This is a genomic window from Kitasatospora sp. NPDC127067 (assembly GCF_042724755.1).
Taxonomy (GTDB): Bacteria; Actinomycetota; Actinomycetes; order Streptomycetales; family Streptomycetaceae; genus Kitasatospora; species Kitasatospora lactacystinica.
The window spans coordinates 1-19,366 of record NZ_JBHXEM010000149.1; the positions used below are offsets into that span (position 1 = coordinate 1).

Here is a 19,366-nt window from a genome sequence, read left to right on the forward strand (position 1 = left end):
CTCCGGGCTTCGTTCTTTCGTGTTTCCAGCTTATCAGATGTTTTCCGCTCCGTTTCCGGGGCTTCGTTCATCCAACTCGCCGGTGTCTTCCGGGGCTTGACGCCCTGTCCGACGTTTCAAACTCTAGCCGATCCCCGCTCCGAAAAGCGAATCCGACCGCAATCCGATAAAACGCGCACGCCGAATAAGCACCAGGTCGGGACGCGAAAAGCGAAAACGACCGGCACGAACCGAGAAGTGGTGTTTCAAAGGATTGGCTGCCTCGGGACCGTCCGCGCAGACGCGTGTCCGGTGCTCCCAGCCAGGCAGCTCGAAGAACTGTACGCGCTTCGGCGGCGGGATGCAAACGTCGTGCAAAGACCGCTGGCCGGACCCCGGGGGGAGGGGTCCGGCCGGCGGAGCTGTGCGGCTCAGCTGTTGGAGCGGGCGGCTCAGCTGTTGGTGGGGAAGCCCAGGTTGATGCCGCCGTGCGACGGGTCCAGCCAGCGCTGGGTCACGGCCTTGCCCCGGGTGAAGAACTGCACGCCGTCCGGGCCGTACGCGTGGGTGTCGCCGAACAGCGAGGCCTTCCAGCCGCCGAAGGAGTAGTAGGCGACCGGCACCGGGATCGGCACGTTGATGCCGACCATGCCGACCTCCACCTCGAACTGGAAGCGCCGGGCCGCGCCGCCGTCGTTGGTGAAGAGGGCGGTGCCGTTGCCGTACGGGTTGGCGTTGATCAGCGCCAGGCCCTCCTCGTACGAGTCGACGCGCACGACCGAGAGGACCGGGCCGAAGATCTCGTCGTTGTAGACGGACATGCCGGGCTTCACGTGGTCGAACAGCGTGGGGCCGAGCCAGAAGCCGTCGGCCGTCGGGGAGCCGTTGCGGTCCTCGGCGGTGACCGGGTGCTTGCGGCCGTCCACGGCGAGCTCGGCGCCGTCGGCGACGCCGGACTCCACGTAGGAGGTGACCTTGTCCCGGTGCTGGCCGGTGACCAGCGGGCCCATCTCGGAGTCGCCGTTGCAGCCCGGGCCGACCTTCAGGGTGGCGATCCGCTGCTTGATCTTCTCGACCAGCTCGTCGCCGATCGGGTCGACCGCGACCAGCACGGACACCGCCATGCAGCGCTCGCCGGCCGCGCCGAAGCCGGCGTTGACGGCGGCGTCGGCGGCGAGGTCGAGGTCGGCGTCCGGCAGGACCAGCATGTGGTTCTTGGCGCCGCCCAGGGCCTGCACGCGCTTGCCGTAGCGGGTGCCGGTCTCGTAGACGTAGCGGGCGATCGGGGTGGAGCCGACGAAGCTGACGGACTTGACGTCCGGGTGCTCCAGCAGGCGGTCGACGGCCACCTTGTCGCCGTGGACGACGTTGAAGACGCCGTCCGGCAGGCCGGCCTCCTTCCACAGCTCGGCGAGGAAGTTGGCGGCGGACGGGTCCTTCTCCGAGGGCTTCACCACGACGGTGTTGCCGGCCGCGATGGCGATCGGGAAGAACCACATCGGCACCATGGCCGGGAAGTTGAACGGCGAGATGATCGCGACCGGGCCGAGCGGCTGGCGGATCGAGTAGACGTCGACACCGGTCGAGGCCTGCTCGGTGAAGCCGCCCTTGATCAGCTGCGGGATGCCGCAGGCGTACTCCACGACCTCCAGGCCGCGGGCGATCTCGCCCAGCGCGTCGGAGTGCACCTTGCCGTGCTCCGCCACGATGATCGAGGCCAGCTCGTCGCGGCGGGCGTTCAGCAGCTCGCGGAAGGCGAAGAGCACCGTCGTCCGCTTCGCGATCGAGGCGTTGCGCCACTCGGTGAAGGCCGCGGCGGCGGCGGCCACCGCCTGGTCGACCTCGGCGATCCCGGCGAAGTCGACCTGGCCGGCGACCTGGCCGGTGGCCGGGTCGAAGATCTCACCCCGGCGGGGGGCCGCACCGGCGGTGGCGACCGGCTTGCCGCTGATCCAGTGAATGATGTGCTTGCTCAAGGTCCGTCTGCCTCCGAAGTCCCGGGCGGCGTCCTGCCACCGGTCCGGTCTGGCGCCGCCCGCATGGGCCGGGCGCCGGGAAATCACGGGGCTACCGCGTTCGTCTTCCAGTCTGGTGGCCGTTTCGGTCCTGCTCAACGAACAGGCTGACGGGGATCGTGGATTCAGCCTTACAGGTCGTCCGGTCGCTCGGCCGAACGGGCGGCTCCACCGGGCCGGGGCCTCAGGCCTCCCCGTCCTCCGGCTCCTCCAGGTACGGGTCGTGCAGGCCGTCCGCCGCTTCCCGGGTCTCCAGCAGGTCCAGCCGCAGGTCCTGGGCCCAGGCGAGCGCCCACCGCTTCAGCCCGTCGACCTCCCCGGCCGGAACGCCCCGGGCGCGGAACCGCCCGTCCGCCGCGTCGGCGAGCGTCTCCAGTCGGTCGGCCAGTGCCGTGGGCTGGAAGTCCGGGTCCAACTCACCTGCCAGTGCGATCAGTTCGCCCTCGCGGTAGTAACGGGTGAGGGCGTGGACGTCGATCAGGTCGCGCGGCATGCCCCGGTCCACGAGGAGCGCGGTGGTCAGCGCGGCCGCGTCCTCCAGGGCGACGACCGGCAGCACCACGGGAGGCTCGTCCGGCCCGGGCGCACCGAGGTCGAGGCGGACCGGGCGGTGGCCCAGCGGCTCCTTGCGCAGTTCCACCGAGTGCGACCGCCCGCCGAGCGCCAGCCGGACGGTGAGCTGCTCCAGCCGCGGTGTGCCCGGCCGCTCGACGGCCTCCCCGCCCGCCGCCCGGTACGCCTCGCGCAGCGCGGCGGCCACCTCCGGCAGGTCGGCGCCGCCGGTGGCCAGGGTCAGCCCGTCCTGCGGGCAGGCCGCGACGCCGTGGGCGCGCAGCGCGTGCCCGCCGGCCAGCGCGAGGCCGTACCGGTCGCAGACTGGTGCGGCCGCGGCGGCCAGGCGCAGCTGGGCGGGGCCCGGGCGGAGGGACGCGTCGACGGCGTGCGGGACGGTGGTCACGCCTCCAGTCTGACGCGACCGACCGCACGGCGCGCCACCACCGCCGGGCGCCCCCGCGCACCCCGGGGCGCCGGGGCTCCCCCAGGTGCGCCACCGCAGCCGGGCCCCGGAGGGCTCACCAGCCGCTGAGCCTCGCCGCCGCCTCGTGCAGGGCGAGCTCCAGCAGCATCGGGTCGTTGAGCCGCCCGGAGCCGTCGGGCGGGACCAGCCACCGCACGCCCCGGCTGCTGCGCCCGGGGTGCGGCACGACGATCCAGGCGCCCTCCCCCGCACCGCGCACACCGGTGCCGATCCAGCGGGCCGCCGTGCCGACGGGCACCAGGAAGCTGACCTGCTCGCCCCCGAAGTCGGTGAGGACCGGGCCGCAGGTGCGCGGGTCCGTGATCTCCAGGGCCGGGTGCCCGAGCCGCCCGGGGACGGAGAGGACGTCCCAGCGTCGGCCGGCCGGCAGCAGCACCAGGCCCAGCCCGGTGCGCTCCCACTGCTCCCGGAAGGACTCCGGGTCCGGTGCCGCCTGGGCGAGCCAGTGCAGTCCGGTGGTCTCCATGTCGTGTCCCCGCTTCTTGCCGTTCGTACTGTTCGGAGACGGCGGGAGGAACGGGACCCGCCGTCACCAAGGAGAGGCGGACGGCGGGTCCCGATTACACGACTATGGGGTGCCCGGTTGGCGGCGGTCGCGCTTCAGCTGTCGAAGCCGAGCCCCAGGCGGTCGAGGGTGCGCAGCCAGAGGTTGCGGTGGCCGCCGGTGCGGTCCGCCCGCTCCAGCGACCGGGTGGTGAGTTCGATCCCGGCCCAGCGCACCGGCTCGGGCGGGAACGGCAGCGGCTTGCTGCGCACCATGTCCAGGGAGGTGCGCTCGGTGCGTTCGCCGGCGAGCAGGTCGAGCATCACCTCGGCGCCGAAGCGGGTCGCGCCGACGCCGAGCCCGGTGTAGCCGACCGCGTAGGCGACCTTGCCGCGGTACCCGGTGTCGAAGAACGCCGAGAACCGGCTGCAGGTGTCGATGGCGCCGCCCCAGGCGTTGGTGAAGCGCAGGCCCTCCAGCTGCGGGAAGCAGCGGAAGAAGTGGTTGGCCAGGGTGCGGAAGGTCTCCGGCCGCTGGTCGTACTCGTGCCGGACGTGGCCGCCGAAGTGGTAGACCGCGTCGTAGCCGCCCCAGAGGATCCGGTTGTCGGCGGAGAGCCGGAAGTAGTGGAACTTGTTGGCGCTGTCGCCGAGGCCCTGCCGCCCGCGCCAGCCGATCGAGGCGAGCTGCTCGTCGTCGAGCGGCTCGGTCATCAGGGCGTAGTCGTACACCGGGACGATGTAGGGGCGGACCCGCTTGAGCAGCGACGGGAAGACGTTGGTGCCGAGGGCGACCTTGCGGGCGAAGACCCGGCCGTACGGGGTGCGGACGGCCATGCCGCTGCCGTGCTCCCGCAGGTCGGTGGCCCGGGTGTGCTCGAAGATCCGCACGCCCTGGCCCAGGCAGGCGTCCTTGAGGCCCCAGGCGAGCTTGGCGGGGTGGACCATCGCCACGCCCTCCTTGTCCCAGAGGCCGCCGAGGAAGGTCGGCGAGTTCACCTCGGCGCGCAGCTGGTCGGCGTCCAGGACGGTGATGTCGAAGCCGTACCGGGCGACCGCCTCGGCGATCTCGTGGAGCTCCTCGACCTGGTGGGGCTGGGTGGCGACGTCGATCTCGCCGGTGCGCTCCCACTCGGCGTCGATGCCGTAGCGCTTGAGGGTGGCCTCGATGCCGTCGAGGTTGGCGGCACCGAGGCGTTCCAGCTGGGCCAGTTCGGACGGCCAGCGGTCCAGGCCGTTGCCGAAGCCGTGGGTGAGGCTGGCCGCGCAGAATCCGCCGTTGCGCCCGGACGCGGCCCACCCGACCTCGTTGCCCTCGACCAGCACGACGTCCAGCGAGGGGTCGCGTTCCTTGGCGATGAGGGCGGTCCACAGGCCGGAGTAGCCGCCGCCGACGACCAGCAGGTCGCAGGTGGTGTCGCCGACCAGGGCGGGCAGCGCCGCCGGCCGGCCGGGATCCTCCAGCCAGAAGGGGGTGGGCCTGGCGTCACTGAGTGCGCGGGCGGAATCCATGCATTATCAGCCACTTTCTACGAATAGATGACGTATGACGTGCCACCGCTGTCGACCGTACGTCAGGCGGTGGCCTTCCGGCGGTTGCCCAGCCACTGGCCGACGACGGTCAGCACCACGGCGGCGAGGAACATCGCGGTGCCGATGACGTTCACCTGCACCGGGATGCCGCGCTGCGAGGCGCCCCAGACGAACATCGGGAAGGTGACCGTGGTCGGCCCCGAGTTGAACTGGGTGATGATGAAGTCGTCGAAGGAGAGCGCGAAGCTGAGCAGCGCGCCCGCCGCGATGCCGGGCGCCGCCAGCGGCAGGGTGACCCTCAGGAAGGTCTGGGTGGGGGTCGCGTAGAGGTCCTGGGCGGCCTGTTCGAGCCTCGGGTCCATGCTCATCACGCGCGCCTTGACCGCCGTCACCACGAAGCTGAGGCAGAACATGATGTGCGCGATGAGGATGGTGGTGAAGCCGAACGGGATGCGCATGTTGAGGAAGAGCGTCCCGAGCGAGGCGGCCATGACCACCTCGGGCATGGCCATCGGCAGGAAGATCATCGCGGTGGTGGCCGAGCGGCCGCGGAAGCGGTAGCGGGCCAGTGCGAAGGCGACCATGGTGCCGAGCACGGTGGCGCCGATGGTGGCGAGCACCGCGATCTGCAGGCTGAGCGAGAGCGACTGGCACATGTCGGCCACGCCGCAGGGGTTGGTCCAGGCGTCGGTGGAGAACTCGTTCCACTCGTAGTTGAACTTGCCCACCGGCTTGTTGAACGAGAAGGCGAGCACGACCAGGTTGGGCAGCACCAGGTAGGCGAGGGCCAGCAGGCCGGCCAGCACCACCAGGCGGGCGTGGATCCATGTGAATATCCGGGACATCAGACCAGATCCTCCGTCCCGGCCTTGCGCATGTAGACCGTCACCATGCCCAGGATCAGGGCCATCAGGATGAAGCTCAGCGCGGCCGCCGTGGGGTAGTCGAGCACGTTCAGGAACTGCTTCTGGATGCCGTTGCCGACCATCTGCTCGCTCGGCGAGCCCAGCAGCTGGGCGTTGATGTAGTCGCCGGAGGCCGGGATGAAGGTCAGCAGGGTGCCCGCGACCACGCCCGGCAGCGAGATCGGGAAGGTGACCTTGCGGAAGGTGGTGAACGGCCGGGCGTAGAGGTCGCCGGCCGCCTCGTGCAGGCGCGGGTCGATCCGCTCCAGCGAGGTGTACAGCGGCAGGATCATGAACGGCAGGAAGTTGTAGGTCAGGCCGCAGACCACCGCGAGCGGCGTGGCCAGCACCCGGTCGCCGTCGGTGAGGCCGAGCAGGTTGGTGACGTCCAGGACGTGCAGCGCGTTCAGCGCGCCGACCACCGGGCCGCCGTCGGACAGGATGGTCTTCCAGGCCAGCGTGCGGATCAGGAAGCTGGTGAAGAACGGCGCGATGACCAGGATCAGGATGACGTTGCGCCAGCGCTTGCTCGCCTTGAAGGCGATCGTGTACGCGAGCGGGTAGCCGACGGCCAGGCAGAGCACGGTGGCGACGGCGGCGTAGGAGAACGAGCGCAGGAAGTGCCACTTGTACTCGACCAGGGCGTCCCAGTAGGTCGAGAAGTGCCAGGTGACCTTGAAGCCCTCTTCGAGGGAGCCGGTCTGCAGCGAGGTCGACCCCTGGTAGAGCATCGGGACGGCGAAGAAGATCACCAGCCAGGCGATGCCGGGCAGCAGCAGCCAGTACGGGGTGAGCTTGCGCTTCGGCCTGCGCTCCGCCGGTTGCGGGGAGCCGCCGTCGGGGGGTATCGCCCGGGACGGCGCGGCCGGGGTGGTGGCGGTCATGCGGCCTCCTCCCCGGTGCCCGCGTCGATCGCCTGTGCGGCGTCCAGGGCGAAGGAGTGCGCCGGGTTCCAGTGCAGCTGGACGGCGGCGCCGGGGACGATGCGGGCGTCGCGCTCCATGTTCTGCTCGAAGACGGTGACCTCCTGGCCGCCGTCGGTGCGCACCACGTACTGGGTGGAGACGCCGATGAAGCTGGAGTCGAGCACCGTGCCGGTCAGCCGGTTGCGGCCGTCGGCGACCTGCTCGGAGGCGTGGGTGATGGTGATCTTCTCCGGGCGCACGCCCAGGTGGACGCGCTTGGCGTCGGTGGTGCAGCGCGCCTTCGGCACGGCGAGGCGGGCGCCAGCCGCGCTGAGCAGCAGGTCACCGCCCTCGGTGCCGGTGACCTCGGCGGGCAGCAGGTTGGACTGGCCGAGGAAGTTGGCCACGAAGGTGGTGGCGGGGTTCTCGTACAGCTCGGCGGGGGCGCCCAGCTGCTCGACCCGGCCGCCGTTCATCACCGCGATGGTGTCGGCCATGGTCATGGCCTCCTCCTGGTCGTGGGTGACGTGCACGAAGGTGATGCCGACCTCGGTCTGGATCCGCTTGAGCTCCAGCTGCATCTGGCGGCGGAGCTTGAGGTCGAGCGCGCCGAGCGGCTCGTCCAGGAGCAGCACCTGCGGGTGGTTGATCAGCGCGCGGGCGACCGCGACGCGCTGCTGCTGGCCGCCGGAGAGCTGGTGCGGCTTGCGCCGGGCGTACTGGCCGAGCTCGACCAGCTCCAGCATCTCGTCGACCTGCTTCCTGACGTCCTTCCTGCCGCGCCGGCGCAGGCCGAAGGCGACGTTCTCGAAGATGTCCAGGTGCGGGAAGAGCGCGTAGCTCTGGAAGACGGTGTTCACCGGCCGCTTGTACGGGGGCAGGGCGGTGACGTCCTGGCCGCCGATCAGGACGGTGCCGCTGGTGGGTTCCTCCAGGCCGGCGATCATGCGCAGGGTGGTGGTCTTGCCGCAGCCGGAGGCGCCGAGCAGGGCGAAGAAGGAGCCCTGGGGGACGGTCAGGTCGAGCGGGTGGACGGCGGTGAAGGAGCCGTAGGTCTTGCCGATTCCGGTGAGCCGGACGTCGCCGCCGACGGCCGCGTCGCGCTGCTGGTCTGTCATGGGGTGGTGTCTTCCTGGGATTCTCTGCCGGGAGGTGGGGTCAGGCGCCGATGAGCTTCGAGAACTTCTGCTCGAAGTCGCTCTCCTCGCTCTCGGAGAGCGTGCGGAACACGTGCGCCTTGACCGCCATCTCGGGGGTGGGTACGACCAGCGGGTTGGCCGCGGTGTCCGGGGCGATGCCGGCGAGCTCGTCCTTCATCCCGGTGACGGCGGAGACGAAGCCGATGCCCGCGACCAGCTGCGCCGCGATCTTCGGCTGATAGTAGAAGTCGATCAGCTTCTCCGCGTTCGCCTTGTGCCGGGCCTTGGCCGGAACCAGCATGTTGTCGGTCGAGGCGATGTAGCCCTTCTCCGGGATGACGAACCCGATGTCCGGGTTGTCGGCCTGCAGTTGGATCAGGTCGCCGCCCCAGGCGATGCAGGCCGCGATGTCGCCGGCGGAGAGCTCCTGGCCGTAGTCGTTGCCGGTGAAGCGGCGGATCTGCTTGCTGTCGACGGCCTTCTGCAGCCGGGCGACCGCGCCGTCGTAGTCGTCGGCGGTGAACCTCGCGGTGTCCTTGCCCTGGTCCAGCAGGACCATCCCGATGCTGTCGCGCATCTCGGACAGGAAGGTCACCCGGCCCTTGAGGTCGGGGTCGTCCAGCAACTGGGAGACGCTGGTGACCTCCTTGCCCCTGGTCGCCTTCCGGTTGTACGCGACGACGGTCTGGATGCCGGCCCACGGGTAGGAGTAGAGCCGCCCCGGGTCCCAGTCGGGGGCGCGGAAGCGCGCCTCGATGTTGGTGATCGCGGTGGTGACGTTCGCCGGGTTGAGCTTCTGCGCCCAGCCGAGCCGGATCAGCCGGGCCGCCATCCAGTCGGTGAGGACCATCAGGTCGCGGCCGGTGTCCTGGCCCGAGGCGAGCTGCGGCTTGACCTTGCCGAAGAACTCGACGTTGTCGTTGACGTCCTCGTTGTACTTGACCTTGATCCCGGTGGCCTCGGTGAAGGCGTCCAGGGTGCCGTGCTTCTCCTTGTCCTTCTCGTCCGTGTCCACGTACAGCGGCCAGTTGGAGAAGGCGACCTCCTTCTGCGTCCCCGAGAGGTCCTCGGCGGCGTTCGCGGTCGAGTCGCCGGTCGCCCGGGGGGCCGCCGGGATGCCGCAGGCCGCCAGGGTGCCCGCCCCGGCGGTCAGCGCGGCGGCGCGCAGCAGGGTGCGGCGGCCGAGCGCGGCCCGGCCGCTGGTCAGACTGCGTTCCCAGGCCCTGCGGACCGGTTCGGGCAGACCGTCGGTGAGCTCGTTGAACGCCATGGAACGGGCCTCCTGGGGGAGATGGGGTGTGGGGGCACCCGCTTGGGCCGGGGGTTATCTGTCTCCGAAGACGGTGCGGTGCCAGTCCTTGCGGGCCACCGCGGTGGTGTCGAACATGACGTGCTTCACCTGGGTGTACTCGTCCAGCGAGTACTGGGACATGTCCTTGCCGTAGCCGGACGCCTTGTAGCCGCCGTGCGGCATCTCGCTGATGATCGGGATGTGGTCGTTGACCCAGACGCAGCCGGCCGCGATCTCCCGGGTGGCGCGCAGCGAGCGGTGCACGTTGCTCGTCCAGGCGGAGGCGGCCAGCCCGTACGGGGTGTCGTTGGCCAGCCGCAGGCCCTCGTCGTCGCCGTCGAAGGGCAGCACGACCAGCACCGGGCCGAAGACCTCGCCCTGCACGACCTCGCTGTCCTGGGCAGCGCCGGTGATCAGGGTGGGCGGGTAGTACGCGCCCCGGGTGAGGTCGTAGCCGTCGTGGCCCCGCTCCGGGACCCGGCCGCCGGTGACCACGGTGGCGTACGAGCGGGCGCGCTCCACGAAGCCGGCCACCCGGTCCCGGTGGGCGTACGAGACCAGCGGGCCGAGGTCGGTGCGCGGGTTCAGCGGGTCACCGATCCGGATCGCCGCGAACAGCTCGGCCACCCCGGCCGTGAAGGCGTCGTACAGCGGGCGCTGGACGTAGGCGCGGGTGGCCGCCGTGCAGTCCTGGCCGGCGTTGATCAGCGAGGCCGCGACCGCTCCGTGCACCGCGGCGTCCAGGTCCGCGTCGTCGAAGACCACGAACGGGGCCTTGCCGCCGAGCTCCAGGTGGGTGCGCTTGACGCTCGCGGTGGCGATCTCGGCGACCCTCCTGCCGACGCCGGTGGAGCCGGTGAAGGAGACCATCGCGACGTCCGGGTGCCCGACCAGGTGCTCGCCCGCGGTGCGCCCGGCGCCGGTGACCACGTTGACCACGCCGTCCGGGATGCCCGCCTCGGTGCAGGCCCGGGCGAACATCAGCGAGGTCAGCGGGGTCAGCTCGGCCGGCTTGAGCACGATGGTGTTGCCCGCGGCGATCGCCGGGAGGATCTTCCAGGCGGCCATCTGCAGCGGGTAGTTCCACGGCGAGATCGAGCCGACCACGCCGACCGCCTCGCGCCGCACGTAGGAGGTGTGGTCGCCGGAGTACTCGCCGGCCGCCTTGCCCTCCAGGTTGCGGGCGGCGCCGGCGAAGAAGGCGGCGTTGTCGACGGTGCCGGGCACGTCGAACTCGGTGGCCAGCTTGACCGGCTTGCCGGTCTGCGCCGTCTCCACCCGGGCCAGGTCGTCGGCCGCCCCGGCCAGGACGGCGGCCAGCCGGGTGAGCGCCTCGGAGCGCGCGCCCGGGGTGGCCGAGGACCAGCCGGGCAGGGCGGCCCTGGCGGCGGCGACGGCGGTGTCCACGTCCTCGGCGGTGGCCAGCGCGACCTGCTCGACCACGCTGCCGTCGGCGGGGTTGACGACCTGGAAGGGGTCTCCGCTCCCCCGGGTCGGGCGGCCCGCGATGTACTGCGCGCCCGGGCCGAAGTCGGTCAGGTCCATCTGGTTCCTCCAAGTGCCGTGGTTCGACCGCTGCGGGGTCACGCGTCCGCGGTGGGGGTCTGCGGTCCCGCTGACCTTGCCTGCTGCGGGGTTGGGGTGACAAGGGTCACTTCGACAACCTCGGCACGAAGGGCCTTACAGGGTGCAAGGGTGCGGGCAGGGCAACACCTCGTCGGGGGGATGGATGATTTACCTGACACTCTGATCACCCGGAGCCCCCGCTCCGGCCCCCCACCGGCCCCGGAGGCCCGCGATGCTCCCCACCGTCGCCCGAGTCCTCGACCTGGACGTGATGCGGCGCGGCCTGCCCCAGGTGGTCGCCGGCACCGACCACCTGGAGCGGCCGGTCCGCTGGGTCCACGTCAGCGAGCTGCCCGACGTCGCCGGGATGCTCCGCGGCGGCGAGCTGGTGCTGACCACCGGCATCGCCCTGCCCGAGGACCGCGAGGGCCTGGCCCGCTACGTGCGCGAACTGGACGAGGTCGGGGTGGCCGGCCTGGTCGTCGAGTTCGGGCGGCGCTACTTCGACTCGCTCCCCCGCGCCCTGGTCAACGCCGCCGAACAGCGCGGCCTGCCACTGATCACGCTCCGCCGCGAGCTGCGCTTCGTCGCCGTCACCGAGGCCGTGCACGCCCTGGTGGTCAACGCCCAGCTGGAGCAGCTGAGGATCTCCGAGTCCGTCCACCAGGTCTTCAACGAGCTCGTGGTGGAGGGCGCCGAAGCGCCCGAGGTGATCCGCCAGGTGGCCCGGATGGCCGGCGCCCCGGTCGTCCTGGAGAACCTGGCCCACCAGGTGCTCGCCCACGACACCGCCGGGCGCCCGGAGGCCGAGGTGCTGGAGGACTGGGAGCGCCGCTCGCGCGGGGTCCGCCCCGCCGGGCGCACCGGCCACGACCCGCGCAGCGGCTGGCTGGTCACCGCCGTCGGCGCCCGCGGCCAGGACTGGGGCCGGCTGGTGCTGGTGCAGGAGCCCGGCCCGCTGCCCGAGGGCGAGGCCCACCCCCACGCGATGCTGCTGGAGCGCGGCGCCTCCGCGCTGGCCCTCAACCGGCTGGTGGTGCGCGACCGGGAGAGCCTGGAGCGGCAGACCCACCGCACCCTGCTGTCCGGCATCCTCACCCACGCCCTGACCGTCTCCGAGGCGGCGCTGCGCGCCCAGGCCCTCGGCGTTCCGCTGGAGGGCCGCCGGCTGGTCGGCGTGGTGCTGCGGCAGCGGCGCGGACCGATCCCGGCCGCGCTGGAGGCCCAGGCCCGGCTGCGCGACTTCACCGAGCTGGCCGCCGGCGCGGTCCGGGCCTGCCGGCTGACCGCCCTGGTCGGCGCGCTGGACGACGAGGCCGTCGGCCTGCTGGTCGCGCTCGGCACCCAGCAGGACGAGCACGCCGCGCTGGACGCCCTGTCGGCCGCGCTGCGCCGGATGTCCGCCGAGGCCGGACGGGAAGGCGGCGACCCGGCGGGCCCGGTGGTCGCCGTCGGCTCCTCGGTCGGCTCGGTGCGCGACGCCCGGCGCACCCTGCTGGAGGCCACCCAGGTCGCCGACGCCGCCCTGCACGACGCGCCCGGCGGCCGCAGCTCCTCCTACTACCGGCTGCCGGACGTCCGGCTGCGCGGCCTGCTCCACCTGCTGCGCGACGACGCCCGGCTGCAGACGTACGTGGAACGGGAGCTGGGCCCGCTGCTGGCCCACGACGCCGAGCACAACGGCCAGTTGGTGCAGATGCTGCGGATCTACCTGGAGCAGGGCCGCAACAAGTCGGCCGCGGCGGACGCGGCGCACCTGTCCCGGCCGTCCTTCTACGACCGGCTGCACAAGGTCGAGCGGATCCTCGGCGTCGACCTCGACCAGGTGGAGTCCTGCCTCTCCCTGCACGTGGCGCTGCTCGCGCTGGACGCCGTCCGGCGCTGAGCGGGGCGCGCGCCCCGGGGCGGCGCCGGGCCCCGCGCGTCACACCCCGGTGATGCGTCCCCAGACCTTGTGCAGCTCGGGCCGCTCGGCCGAGGTGACGTCGCGCATGGTGTGCAGCCGGGCCCGCATCTCCTCGGTCGGGAACACCAGCGGGTTCTCGGCGAGTTCGGCCTTCTCCTTGTCGCCACTGGCCGCCAGCACCTCGCGGGCGGCCGGCACCGGGCAGATGTACTGGACGAACGCGGCGAGTTCGGCCGCCACCTCGGGCTGGTAGTAGTAGTCGATCAGCAGCTCGGCGTTGCGCTTGTGGGCGGCCCGGTTGGGGATCATCAGGCTCTCCGCCCACAGCTCGCCACCCTCCTCCGGCACCACGAACTCGATGTCCGGGTTCTCGGCGGTCAGTTGGACGGCGTCGCCGGAGTAGGCCTGGCAGGCGAGCGCCGCACCGGAGGCGAGGTCGCTGGTGTAGTCGTTGCCGGTGAAGCGCCGGACGTGGCCGCTGTCGACCACCTTCTGCACCAGGTCCATCGCCTTGCGCGCGTCGTCGTCGCCGAACTTCGCGATGTCCGCGCCCTGGGAGAGCATCAGCAGCCCGAGTGCCTCGTCCAGCCCGGCGAACAGCGTGACCCGGCCCTTGAGGTCGGGCGCCCACAGGTCGGCGGTGGACCTGATCTCCCGGCCGAGCGCCTTGCGGTTGTAGGCGATGCCGGTGATCCCGGACTGCCAGGGCACGCTGCGCCTGCGCCCGGGATCGAAGGCCGGGTCGGCGAGCTGCGGGTCCAGGTTGGCCGTGACGTTGGGCAGGTTGGCCCGGTCCATCGCCTGCACCCAGCCCAGCGAGACGTACCGCCCGGCCATCCAGTCGCTGATCACCATCAGGTCCCGGCCGGGGGCTGCGCCCTGGGTGAGCACCGGGCTGATCTTGCCGAAGAACTCGTCGTTGTCGTTGATGTCCTCGGTGTAGGTGACCTCGATCCCGGTCTTCTCGACGAAGGCGTCCAGGGTCGGGCGCCCGCCCGCGTCGTCGGTGTCGATGTACTGGGTCCAGTTGGAGAAGGCGAGCCGCTTGTCGCTCTCCGAGCGGTCCGGTGCCGAGCGACGGTCCTCGGCCACGTACGCGGACGGGATGCCGCAGCCGGTCAGGGTGCCGGCGCCGAGCAGCGCGGCCCCGCCGAGCACGGAACGTCGGCGGATGCGTGCGGGCCCCTGCGGGCGGTCGGCGACGGAGCGACGGGTCGGGGTGGTGCTGCTGGGCATGAGCGGCCTTCCGGAGCGTGGGACGGCCCCGGGCACACGGGTGCTCGGGGCCGTCCTGGTAGGTACGTCAGACAGTGTGCGCGTCGGTGAGCGACAGCACCTCGTCCAGCACCGCGAGGCCGGTCTTGGCCTCCTCCTCGGTGACGGTGCACGGCGGGACGACGTGGAAGCGGTTCATGTTGACGAACGGCCAGAGCCCGCGCTGCTTGCAGGCGGCGGCCAGCTCGGCCATCGGCGCGTTGGCGGCACCGGCCGCGTTGTAGGGCACCATCGGCTCGCGGGTCTCCCGGTCCTTCACCAGGTCGAGCGCCCAGAACACGCCGAGGCCGCGGACCTCGCCGATCGACGGGTGCCGCTCGGCCAGCTCGCGCAGGCCGGGGCCGAGCACGTTCTCGCCGATGTGCCTGGCGTTCTCGACGATGCCCTCCTCCGCCATCGTGTTGATGGTCGCCACCGCCGAGGCGCAGGCCAGCGGGTGGCCGGAGTAGGTGAGCCCGCCGGGGAAGGCCCGCTCGGCGAAGGTGGCCGCGATCTCGGCGCTGATCGCCACGCCGCCCAGCGGCACGTAGCCCGAGTTGACGCCCTTGGCGAAGGTGAGCAGGTCCGGGGTGACGCCCCAGTGGTCGGCGGCGAACCACTCGCCGGTGCGGCCGAAGCCGGCCATCACCTCGTCCAGGATGAACACGATCCCGTAGCGGTCGCAGATCTCCCGCACCCCGGCCAGATAACCCGCCGGCGGGACCAGGACGCCCGCGGTGCCGACCACGGTCTCCAGGATGACCGCCGCGACGGTGCCGGGCCCCTCGAACGCGATCACCTGCTCCAGGTGCTCCAGCGCGCGCTCGCACTCCTGCGCCTCGTTCTCGGCGTGGAAGTTGGAGCGGTAGGGGTACGGCCCCCAGAAGTGCACCACGCCGGAGACGCCGCCCTCGTTGGGCCAGCGCCGCGGGTCGCCGGTGAGGGCGATCGCGTTGGCGGTGGCGCCGTGGTACGAGCGGTAGGTGGACAGCACCTTCTGCCGGCCGGTGTGCAGCCGGGCCAGCCGGATGGCGTTCTCGTTGGCCTCGGCACCGCCGTTGGTGAAGAAGATCTTGTCCAGGTCACCGGGGGTGCGCTCGGCGATCAGCCGGGCGGCCTCGCTGCGCGACTCGACCGCGAAGCCGGGGGCGATGGTGCAGAGCTTCGCCGCCTGCTCCTGGATCGCGGCGACCACCTTCGGGTGCTGGTGACCGATGTTGGTGTTGACCAGCTGCGAGGAGAAGTCGAGGTAGCGGTTGCCGTCGTAGTCCCAGAAGTACGAGCCCTCGGCGCCGGCCACCGCGAGGGGGTCGATCAGTGCCTGGGCGGACCACGAGTGGAAGACGTGCGCGCGGTCGGCCGCCTTGACGGCCTGGCCGGCGGCTGAGTCAGCGGTGGGAATGCTCATGCCGGTAAGGCTAGGGCGGCCCGTCCTCGAAGGGCAGTTCCATCGTGTCAGCCGGTCGCGCCAACCGCCGACAGGATGCAAAGACACAGGGCCCGGGTCGAGAAGACCCGGGCCCATGGTCGGTTCAGCCGACTTTTGGCGATCAGATCAGATCGCGGTCATACAGCACCGACCGTCACGACCCGCTCAGATCGCGGTCATGACGTGCTTCACGCGGGTGTAGTCCTCGAAGCCGTACGCCGACAGGTCCTTGCCGTAGCCGGACTTCTTGAAGCCACCGTGCGGCATCTCGGCGACCAGCGGGATGTGGGTGTTGATCCAGACGCAGCCGAAGTCGAGGCGGCGCGACATCCGCATGGCGCGGGCGTGGTCCTTGGTCCACACCGAGGAGGCCAGCGCGAACTCGACGCCGTTGGCGTACGCGACGGCCTGGTCCTCGTCGGTGAACTTCTGCACGGTGATGACCGGGCCGAAGACCTCGTTCTGGATGATCTCGTCGTCCTGGTTCAGGCCGGAGACGACGGTCGGGGCGTAGAAGTAGCCCTTGTCGCCGACCTGGTGGCCACCGGCCTCGACCTTGGCGTGGGCGGGCAGCCGCTCGATGAAGCCGGAGACCTGCTTCAGCTGGTTGGCGTTGTTCAGCGGGCCGTACAGCACGTCCTCGTCGTCCACGCCGCCGGTCTTGGTCTCGGCCGCGGCCTTGGCCAGCGCCTCGACGAAGGCGTCGTGGATCGACTCGTGCACCAGCACGCGGGTGGCGGCGGTACAGTCCTGGCCGGCGTTGAAGTAGCCCGCCACCGAGATGCCCTCGACGGCCTCGGCGATGTCGGCGTCCTCGAAGACCACGACCGGGGCCTTGCCGCCCAGCTCCAGGTGGACGCGCTTGACGTCCTTGGAGGCGGACTCCGCGACCGAGATGCCGGCGCGCACCGAGCCGGTGATGGAGGCCATCGCCGGGGTCCTGTGCTCGACCATCAGCCTGCCGGTCTCGCGGTCGCCGCAGATGACGTTGAAGATGCCGGCCGGCAGCTCCAGGTCCTTGAGCACGCCGCCGATGATCTCGGCCAGCAGCACGGTGGAGGCCGGGGTGGTGTCGGAGGGCTTCAGCACGACGGTGTTGCCCGCGGCGATGGCCGGGGCGAACTTCCAGACGGCCATCATCATCGGGTAGTTCCACGGCGCGACCTGGGCGCAGACGCCGACCGGCTCGCGGCGGATGATCGAGGTCATCCCGTCCATGTACTCACCCGCGGCCTTGCCCTCCAGCATGCGGGCGGCGCCGGCGAAGAACCGGATCTGGTCCACCATCGGGCCGATCTCCTCGGAGAGGGTCAGCGCGCGGGGCTTGCCGGTGTTGCGCACCTCGGTGTCGACGATCTCGTCGGCGCGGGCCTCGACCGCGTCGGCGATCTTGAGCAGCAGCTTCTGGCGGGTGCTGGGGGTGGCGTCGCGCCAGATCGGGAACGCGGCGTCGGCGGAGGCCATGGCGGCGTCCACGTCCGCGGCGCCGGACAGCGGCGACGTCGCGTACACCTCGCCGGTGGTCGGGTCCACGATGTCGAGCGTGCGGCCGTCGGCCGCGTCGACGAACTCACCGTTGATGTAGTTGCGCAGCGCGCGAAGGTCGCTCACGGATCTCTCCTCGGTCTGGGCCTGCGGCATTGCAGATTCCGGCGCAATGGTACGTCGGCGGATCCGGCGTACGAAGGGTCCCGAGTGGCCGCGACCGGAGCGGCGCGGTCCACTGGTGGCGGTACGCGCAGCGGCCCTCGGGGTCGCGCGCGTACCGTGCCAGGGTAGCCGCACGACTGCCGGTATCGACAGGGCGAGCTCGCTTCAGCGATGAAATCCGCATGCGTTTTCCAAGATCACGACGAAATCAGCAGCTTCCACGCTTGCGAACACGGGACCGATCAGGCACAGTGGCCGCGTGGCCAACCGCGACCGGAACGCCAGCGTTCCCCTCGACGCCGCCTCCAAGGCGATCATCGAGCAACTCCAGGAGGACGGGCGCCGCCCGTACGCCGCCATCGGCAAGGCCGTCGGCCTGTCCGAGGCGGCCGTGCGGCAGCGCGTCCAGAAGCTGCTCGACCAGGGCGTGATGCAGATCGTCGCCGTCACGGACCCGCTCACCGTCGGCTTCACCCGCCAGGCGATGGTCGGAATCCGGGTCGAGGGCGACATCGAGCCCGTCGCCGACGCGTTGGCCGCCCTCGACGAGGTCGACTACGTCGTCTGCACCGCAGGCTCGTTCGACCTCCTGGCCGAACTGGTCTGCGAGGACGACGAGCACCTGCTCGAACTGATCAACAAGCGCATCCGCGCCCTTCCCGGCGTGCGGAGCACCGAGAGCTTCGTTTACCTGAAGCTCCGGAAACAGACCTACACCTGGGGCACCCGATGACAGCCGACCCGGCGCAGAAGGACCTTTCCAAGACCGCCTACGACCACCTGTGGATGCACTTCACCCGCATGTCGTCGTACGAGAACTCCCCCGTGCCGACGATCGTCAAGGGCGAGGGCACCTACGTCTGGGACGACAAGGGACGCAAGTACCTCGACGGCCTCGCCGGCCTGTTCGTCGTCCAGGCCGGCCACGGCCGTGAGGAGCTCGCCGAGGCCGCCGCCAAGCAGGCCAAGGAGCTCGCCTTCTTCCCGGTGTGGAGCTACGCCCACCCGAAGGCCGTCGAGCTGGCCGAGCGCCTGGCCAACTACGCCCCGGGCGACCTGAACAAGGTCTTCTTCTCCACCGGTGGCGGCGAGGCCGTCGAGACCGCCTGGAAGCTCGCCAAGCAGTACTTCAAGCTGACCGGCAAGCCGACCAAGTACAAGGTCATCTCGCGCGCCGTCGCCTACCACGGCACCCCGCAGGGCGCCCTGTCCATCACCGGCCTGCCGGGCCTGAAGGCCCCGTTCGAGCCGCTGGTGCCGGGCACCCACAAGGCCCCGAACACCAACATCTACCGCGCCCCGGCCTTCCTCGAGGGCCCCGACGGCACGGTCGACCCCGAGGCCTACGGCCGCTGGTGCGCCGACGAGATCGAGGTGGCCATCCTCAACGAGGGCGCCGAGACCGTCGCCGCCGTCTTCGTCGAGCCGGTGCAGAACGCCGGTGGCTGCTTCCCGCCGCCGCCCGGGTACTTCCAGCGCCTGCGCGAGATCTGCGACCGCCACGACGTGCTGCTGGTCTCGGACGAGGTCATCTGCGCCTTCGGCCGCCTGGGCACCATGTTCGGCGCCGACAAGTTCGGCTACCAGCCCGACATGATCACCTGCGCCAAGGGCATGACCTCGGGCTACTCCCCGATCGGCGCCACGATCATCTCGGACCGCCTCGCCGAGCCGTTCTACAAGGGTGACAACACCTTCCTGCACGGCTACACCTTCGGTGGCCACCCGGTCTCCTCCGCGGTGGCGCTGGCCAACCTCGACATCTTCGAGCGCGAGGGCCTGAACCAGCGCGTCCTCGACAACGAGGCCGCCTTCCTGGGCACCCTGAACAAGCTGCGCGACCTGCCGATCGTCGGCGACGTCCGCGGCAACGGGTACTTCTACGGCATCGAGCTCGTCAAGGACAAGGTCACCAAGGAGTCGTTCAACGACGACGAGGTGGAGCGCGTGCTCTACGGCTTCCTGTCGAAGGCCCTCTTCGACAACGGCCTGTACTGCCGCGCCGACGACCGTGGCGACCCGGTCATCCAGCTGGCCCCGCCGCTGATCTCCGACCAGTCGACCTTCGACGAGATCGAGCAGATCCTGCGGACCAGCCTCACCGACGCGTGGGCGAAGATCTGATCCCCTGAGCCTTCTTCCCCACCCTCCGCCGAAGGGCGGCCCCCCAACCCCCCGGGGCCCCCCTACGGCGGCCCCCCCCCCGAACCCACCCCCCCCACAAAACACTACTAAGAACAAAAAAGCCCAGATTGCGGGGATTTTGCCCGGA

15 protein-coding genes are annotated in these 19,366 nt (G+C 71.1%); 3 read left to right on the top strand and 12 right to left on the bottom strand.

Annotated elements, in window-relative coordinates; all coding sequences use genetic code 11:
• Positions 1 to 431: 431 nt before the first annotated feature.
• The 9 genes from ACFWJ4_RS36000 to ACFWJ4_RS36040 form a co-directional block, all read right to left on the bottom strand.
• Positions 432 to 1,955, bottom strand: a complete 1,524-nt coding sequence (locus tag ACFWJ4_RS36000) for a CoA-acylating methylmalonate-semialdehyde dehydrogenase (protein WP_359900672.1) — start codon at positions 1,953 to 1,955, stop codon at positions 432 to 434.
• A 223-nt stretch (positions 1,956 to 2,178) separates the two neighbouring features.
• Positions 2,179 to 2,952 carry a nucleotidyl transferase AbiEii/AbiGii toxin family protein gene (locus ACFWJ4_RS36005; protein WP_380552071.1) on the bottom strand — a complete coding sequence of 258 codons (774 nt, stop codon included), beginning with the start codon at positions 2,950 to 2,952 and terminating at the stop codon, positions 2,179 to 2,181.
• A 115-nt stretch (positions 2,953 to 3,067) separates the two neighbouring features.
• On the bottom strand, positions 3,068 to 3,499 hold the full coding sequence (locus ACFWJ4_RS36010) for a hypothetical protein (protein ID WP_380552074.1): 432 nt from the start codon (positions 3,497 to 3,499) through the stop codon (positions 3,068 to 3,070).
• Between the two features lie 134 nt (positions 3,500 to 3,633).
• Complete coding sequence (locus tag ACFWJ4_RS36015) at positions 3,634 to 5,028, bottom strand: FAD-dependent oxidoreductase (RefSeq protein ID WP_359900663.1); 1,395 nt, start codon at positions 5,026 to 5,028, stop codon at positions 3,634 to 3,636.
• A 62-nt stretch (positions 5,029 to 5,090) separates the two neighbouring features.
• A complete protein-coding gene (locus ACFWJ4_RS36020) occupies positions 5,091 to 5,894 on the bottom strand; it encodes an ABC transporter permease (protein ID WP_380552078.1) in 804 nt (267 codons plus the stop codon).
• Positions 5,894 to 6,838: an ABC transporter permease gene (locus ACFWJ4_RS36025; RefSeq protein ID WP_380552081.1), complete on the bottom strand. Its 945-nt coding sequence runs from the start codon at positions 6,836 to 6,838 to the stop codon at positions 5,894 to 5,896. The genes ACFWJ4_RS36020 and ACFWJ4_RS36025 overlap by 1 nt, the downstream gene beginning before the upstream one ends.
• Positions 6,835 to 7,977, bottom strand: a complete 1,143-nt coding sequence (locus ACFWJ4_RS36030; protein ID WP_380552084.1) for an ABC transporter ATP-binding protein — start codon at positions 7,975 to 7,977, stop codon at positions 6,835 to 6,837. The genes ACFWJ4_RS36025 and ACFWJ4_RS36030 overlap by 4 nt, the downstream gene beginning before the upstream one ends.
• A gap of 40 nt (positions 7,978 to 8,017) precedes the next feature.
• Positions 8,018 to 9,268: a spermidine/putrescine ABC transporter substrate-binding protein gene (locus tag ACFWJ4_RS36035; protein ID WP_359900653.1), complete on the bottom strand. Its 1,251-nt coding sequence runs from the start codon at positions 9,266 to 9,268 to the stop codon at positions 8,018 to 8,020.
• A gap of 54 nt (positions 9,269 to 9,322) precedes the next feature.
• Positions 9,323 to 10,834, bottom strand: a complete 1,512-nt coding sequence (locus tag ACFWJ4_RS36040) for a gamma-aminobutyraldehyde dehydrogenase (protein ID WP_380552087.1) — start codon at positions 10,832 to 10,834, stop codon at positions 9,323 to 9,325.
• A 253-nt stretch (positions 10,835 to 11,087) separates the two neighbouring features.
• On the opposite strand from ACFWJ4_RS36040, the gene ACFWJ4_RS36045 reads away from it, so the two are divergent.
• Positions 11,088 to 12,740, top strand: a complete 1,653-nt coding sequence (locus tag ACFWJ4_RS36045; protein WP_380552090.1) for a PucR family transcriptional regulator — start codon at positions 11,088 to 11,090, stop codon at positions 12,738 to 12,740.
• A 39-nt stretch (positions 12,741 to 12,779) separates the two neighbouring features.
• Here the strand turns inward: ACFWJ4_RS36045 and ACFWJ4_RS36050 are convergent, their stop codons facing one another.
• From ACFWJ4_RS36050 to ACFWJ4_RS36060, 3 genes are all read right to left on the bottom strand, one after another.
• Complete coding sequence (locus ACFWJ4_RS36050) at positions 12,780 to 13,997, bottom strand: spermidine/putrescine ABC transporter substrate-binding protein (protein WP_380552092.1); 1,218 nt, start codon at positions 13,995 to 13,997, stop codon at positions 12,780 to 12,782.
• 67 nt (positions 13,998 to 14,064) lie between these two features.
• The gene (locus ACFWJ4_RS36055; RefSeq protein ID WP_380552095.1) at positions 14,065 to 15,423 is read right to left on the bottom strand and encodes an aspartate aminotransferase family protein; all 1,359 of its coding nucleotides are present in this window, start codon (positions 15,421 to 15,423) and stop codon (positions 14,065 to 14,067) included.
• A gap of 186 nt (positions 15,424 to 15,609) precedes the next feature.
• The gene (locus tag ACFWJ4_RS36060; protein WP_380552098.1) at positions 15,610 to 17,055 is read right to left on the bottom strand and encodes a gamma-aminobutyraldehyde dehydrogenase; all 1,446 of its coding nucleotides are present in this window, start codon (positions 17,053 to 17,055) and stop codon (positions 15,610 to 15,612) included.
• A 298-nt stretch (positions 17,056 to 17,353) separates the two neighbouring features.
• Between ACFWJ4_RS36060 and ACFWJ4_RS36065 the strand changes: the two genes are divergently transcribed.
• Positions 17,354 to 17,827, top strand: a complete 474-nt coding sequence (locus ACFWJ4_RS36065) for an Lrp/AsnC family transcriptional regulator (RefSeq protein WP_030243538.1) — start codon at positions 17,354 to 17,356, stop codon at positions 17,825 to 17,827.
• On the top strand, positions 17,824 to 19,218 hold the full coding sequence (locus ACFWJ4_RS36070; RefSeq protein ID WP_359900638.1) for an aspartate aminotransferase family protein: 1,395 nt from the start codon (positions 17,824 to 17,826) through the stop codon (positions 19,216 to 19,218). Before ACFWJ4_RS36065 ends, ACFWJ4_RS36070 begins: the two co-directional genes overlap by 4 nt.
• The last annotated feature ends 148 nt before the right edge of the window (positions 19,219 to 19,366 follow it).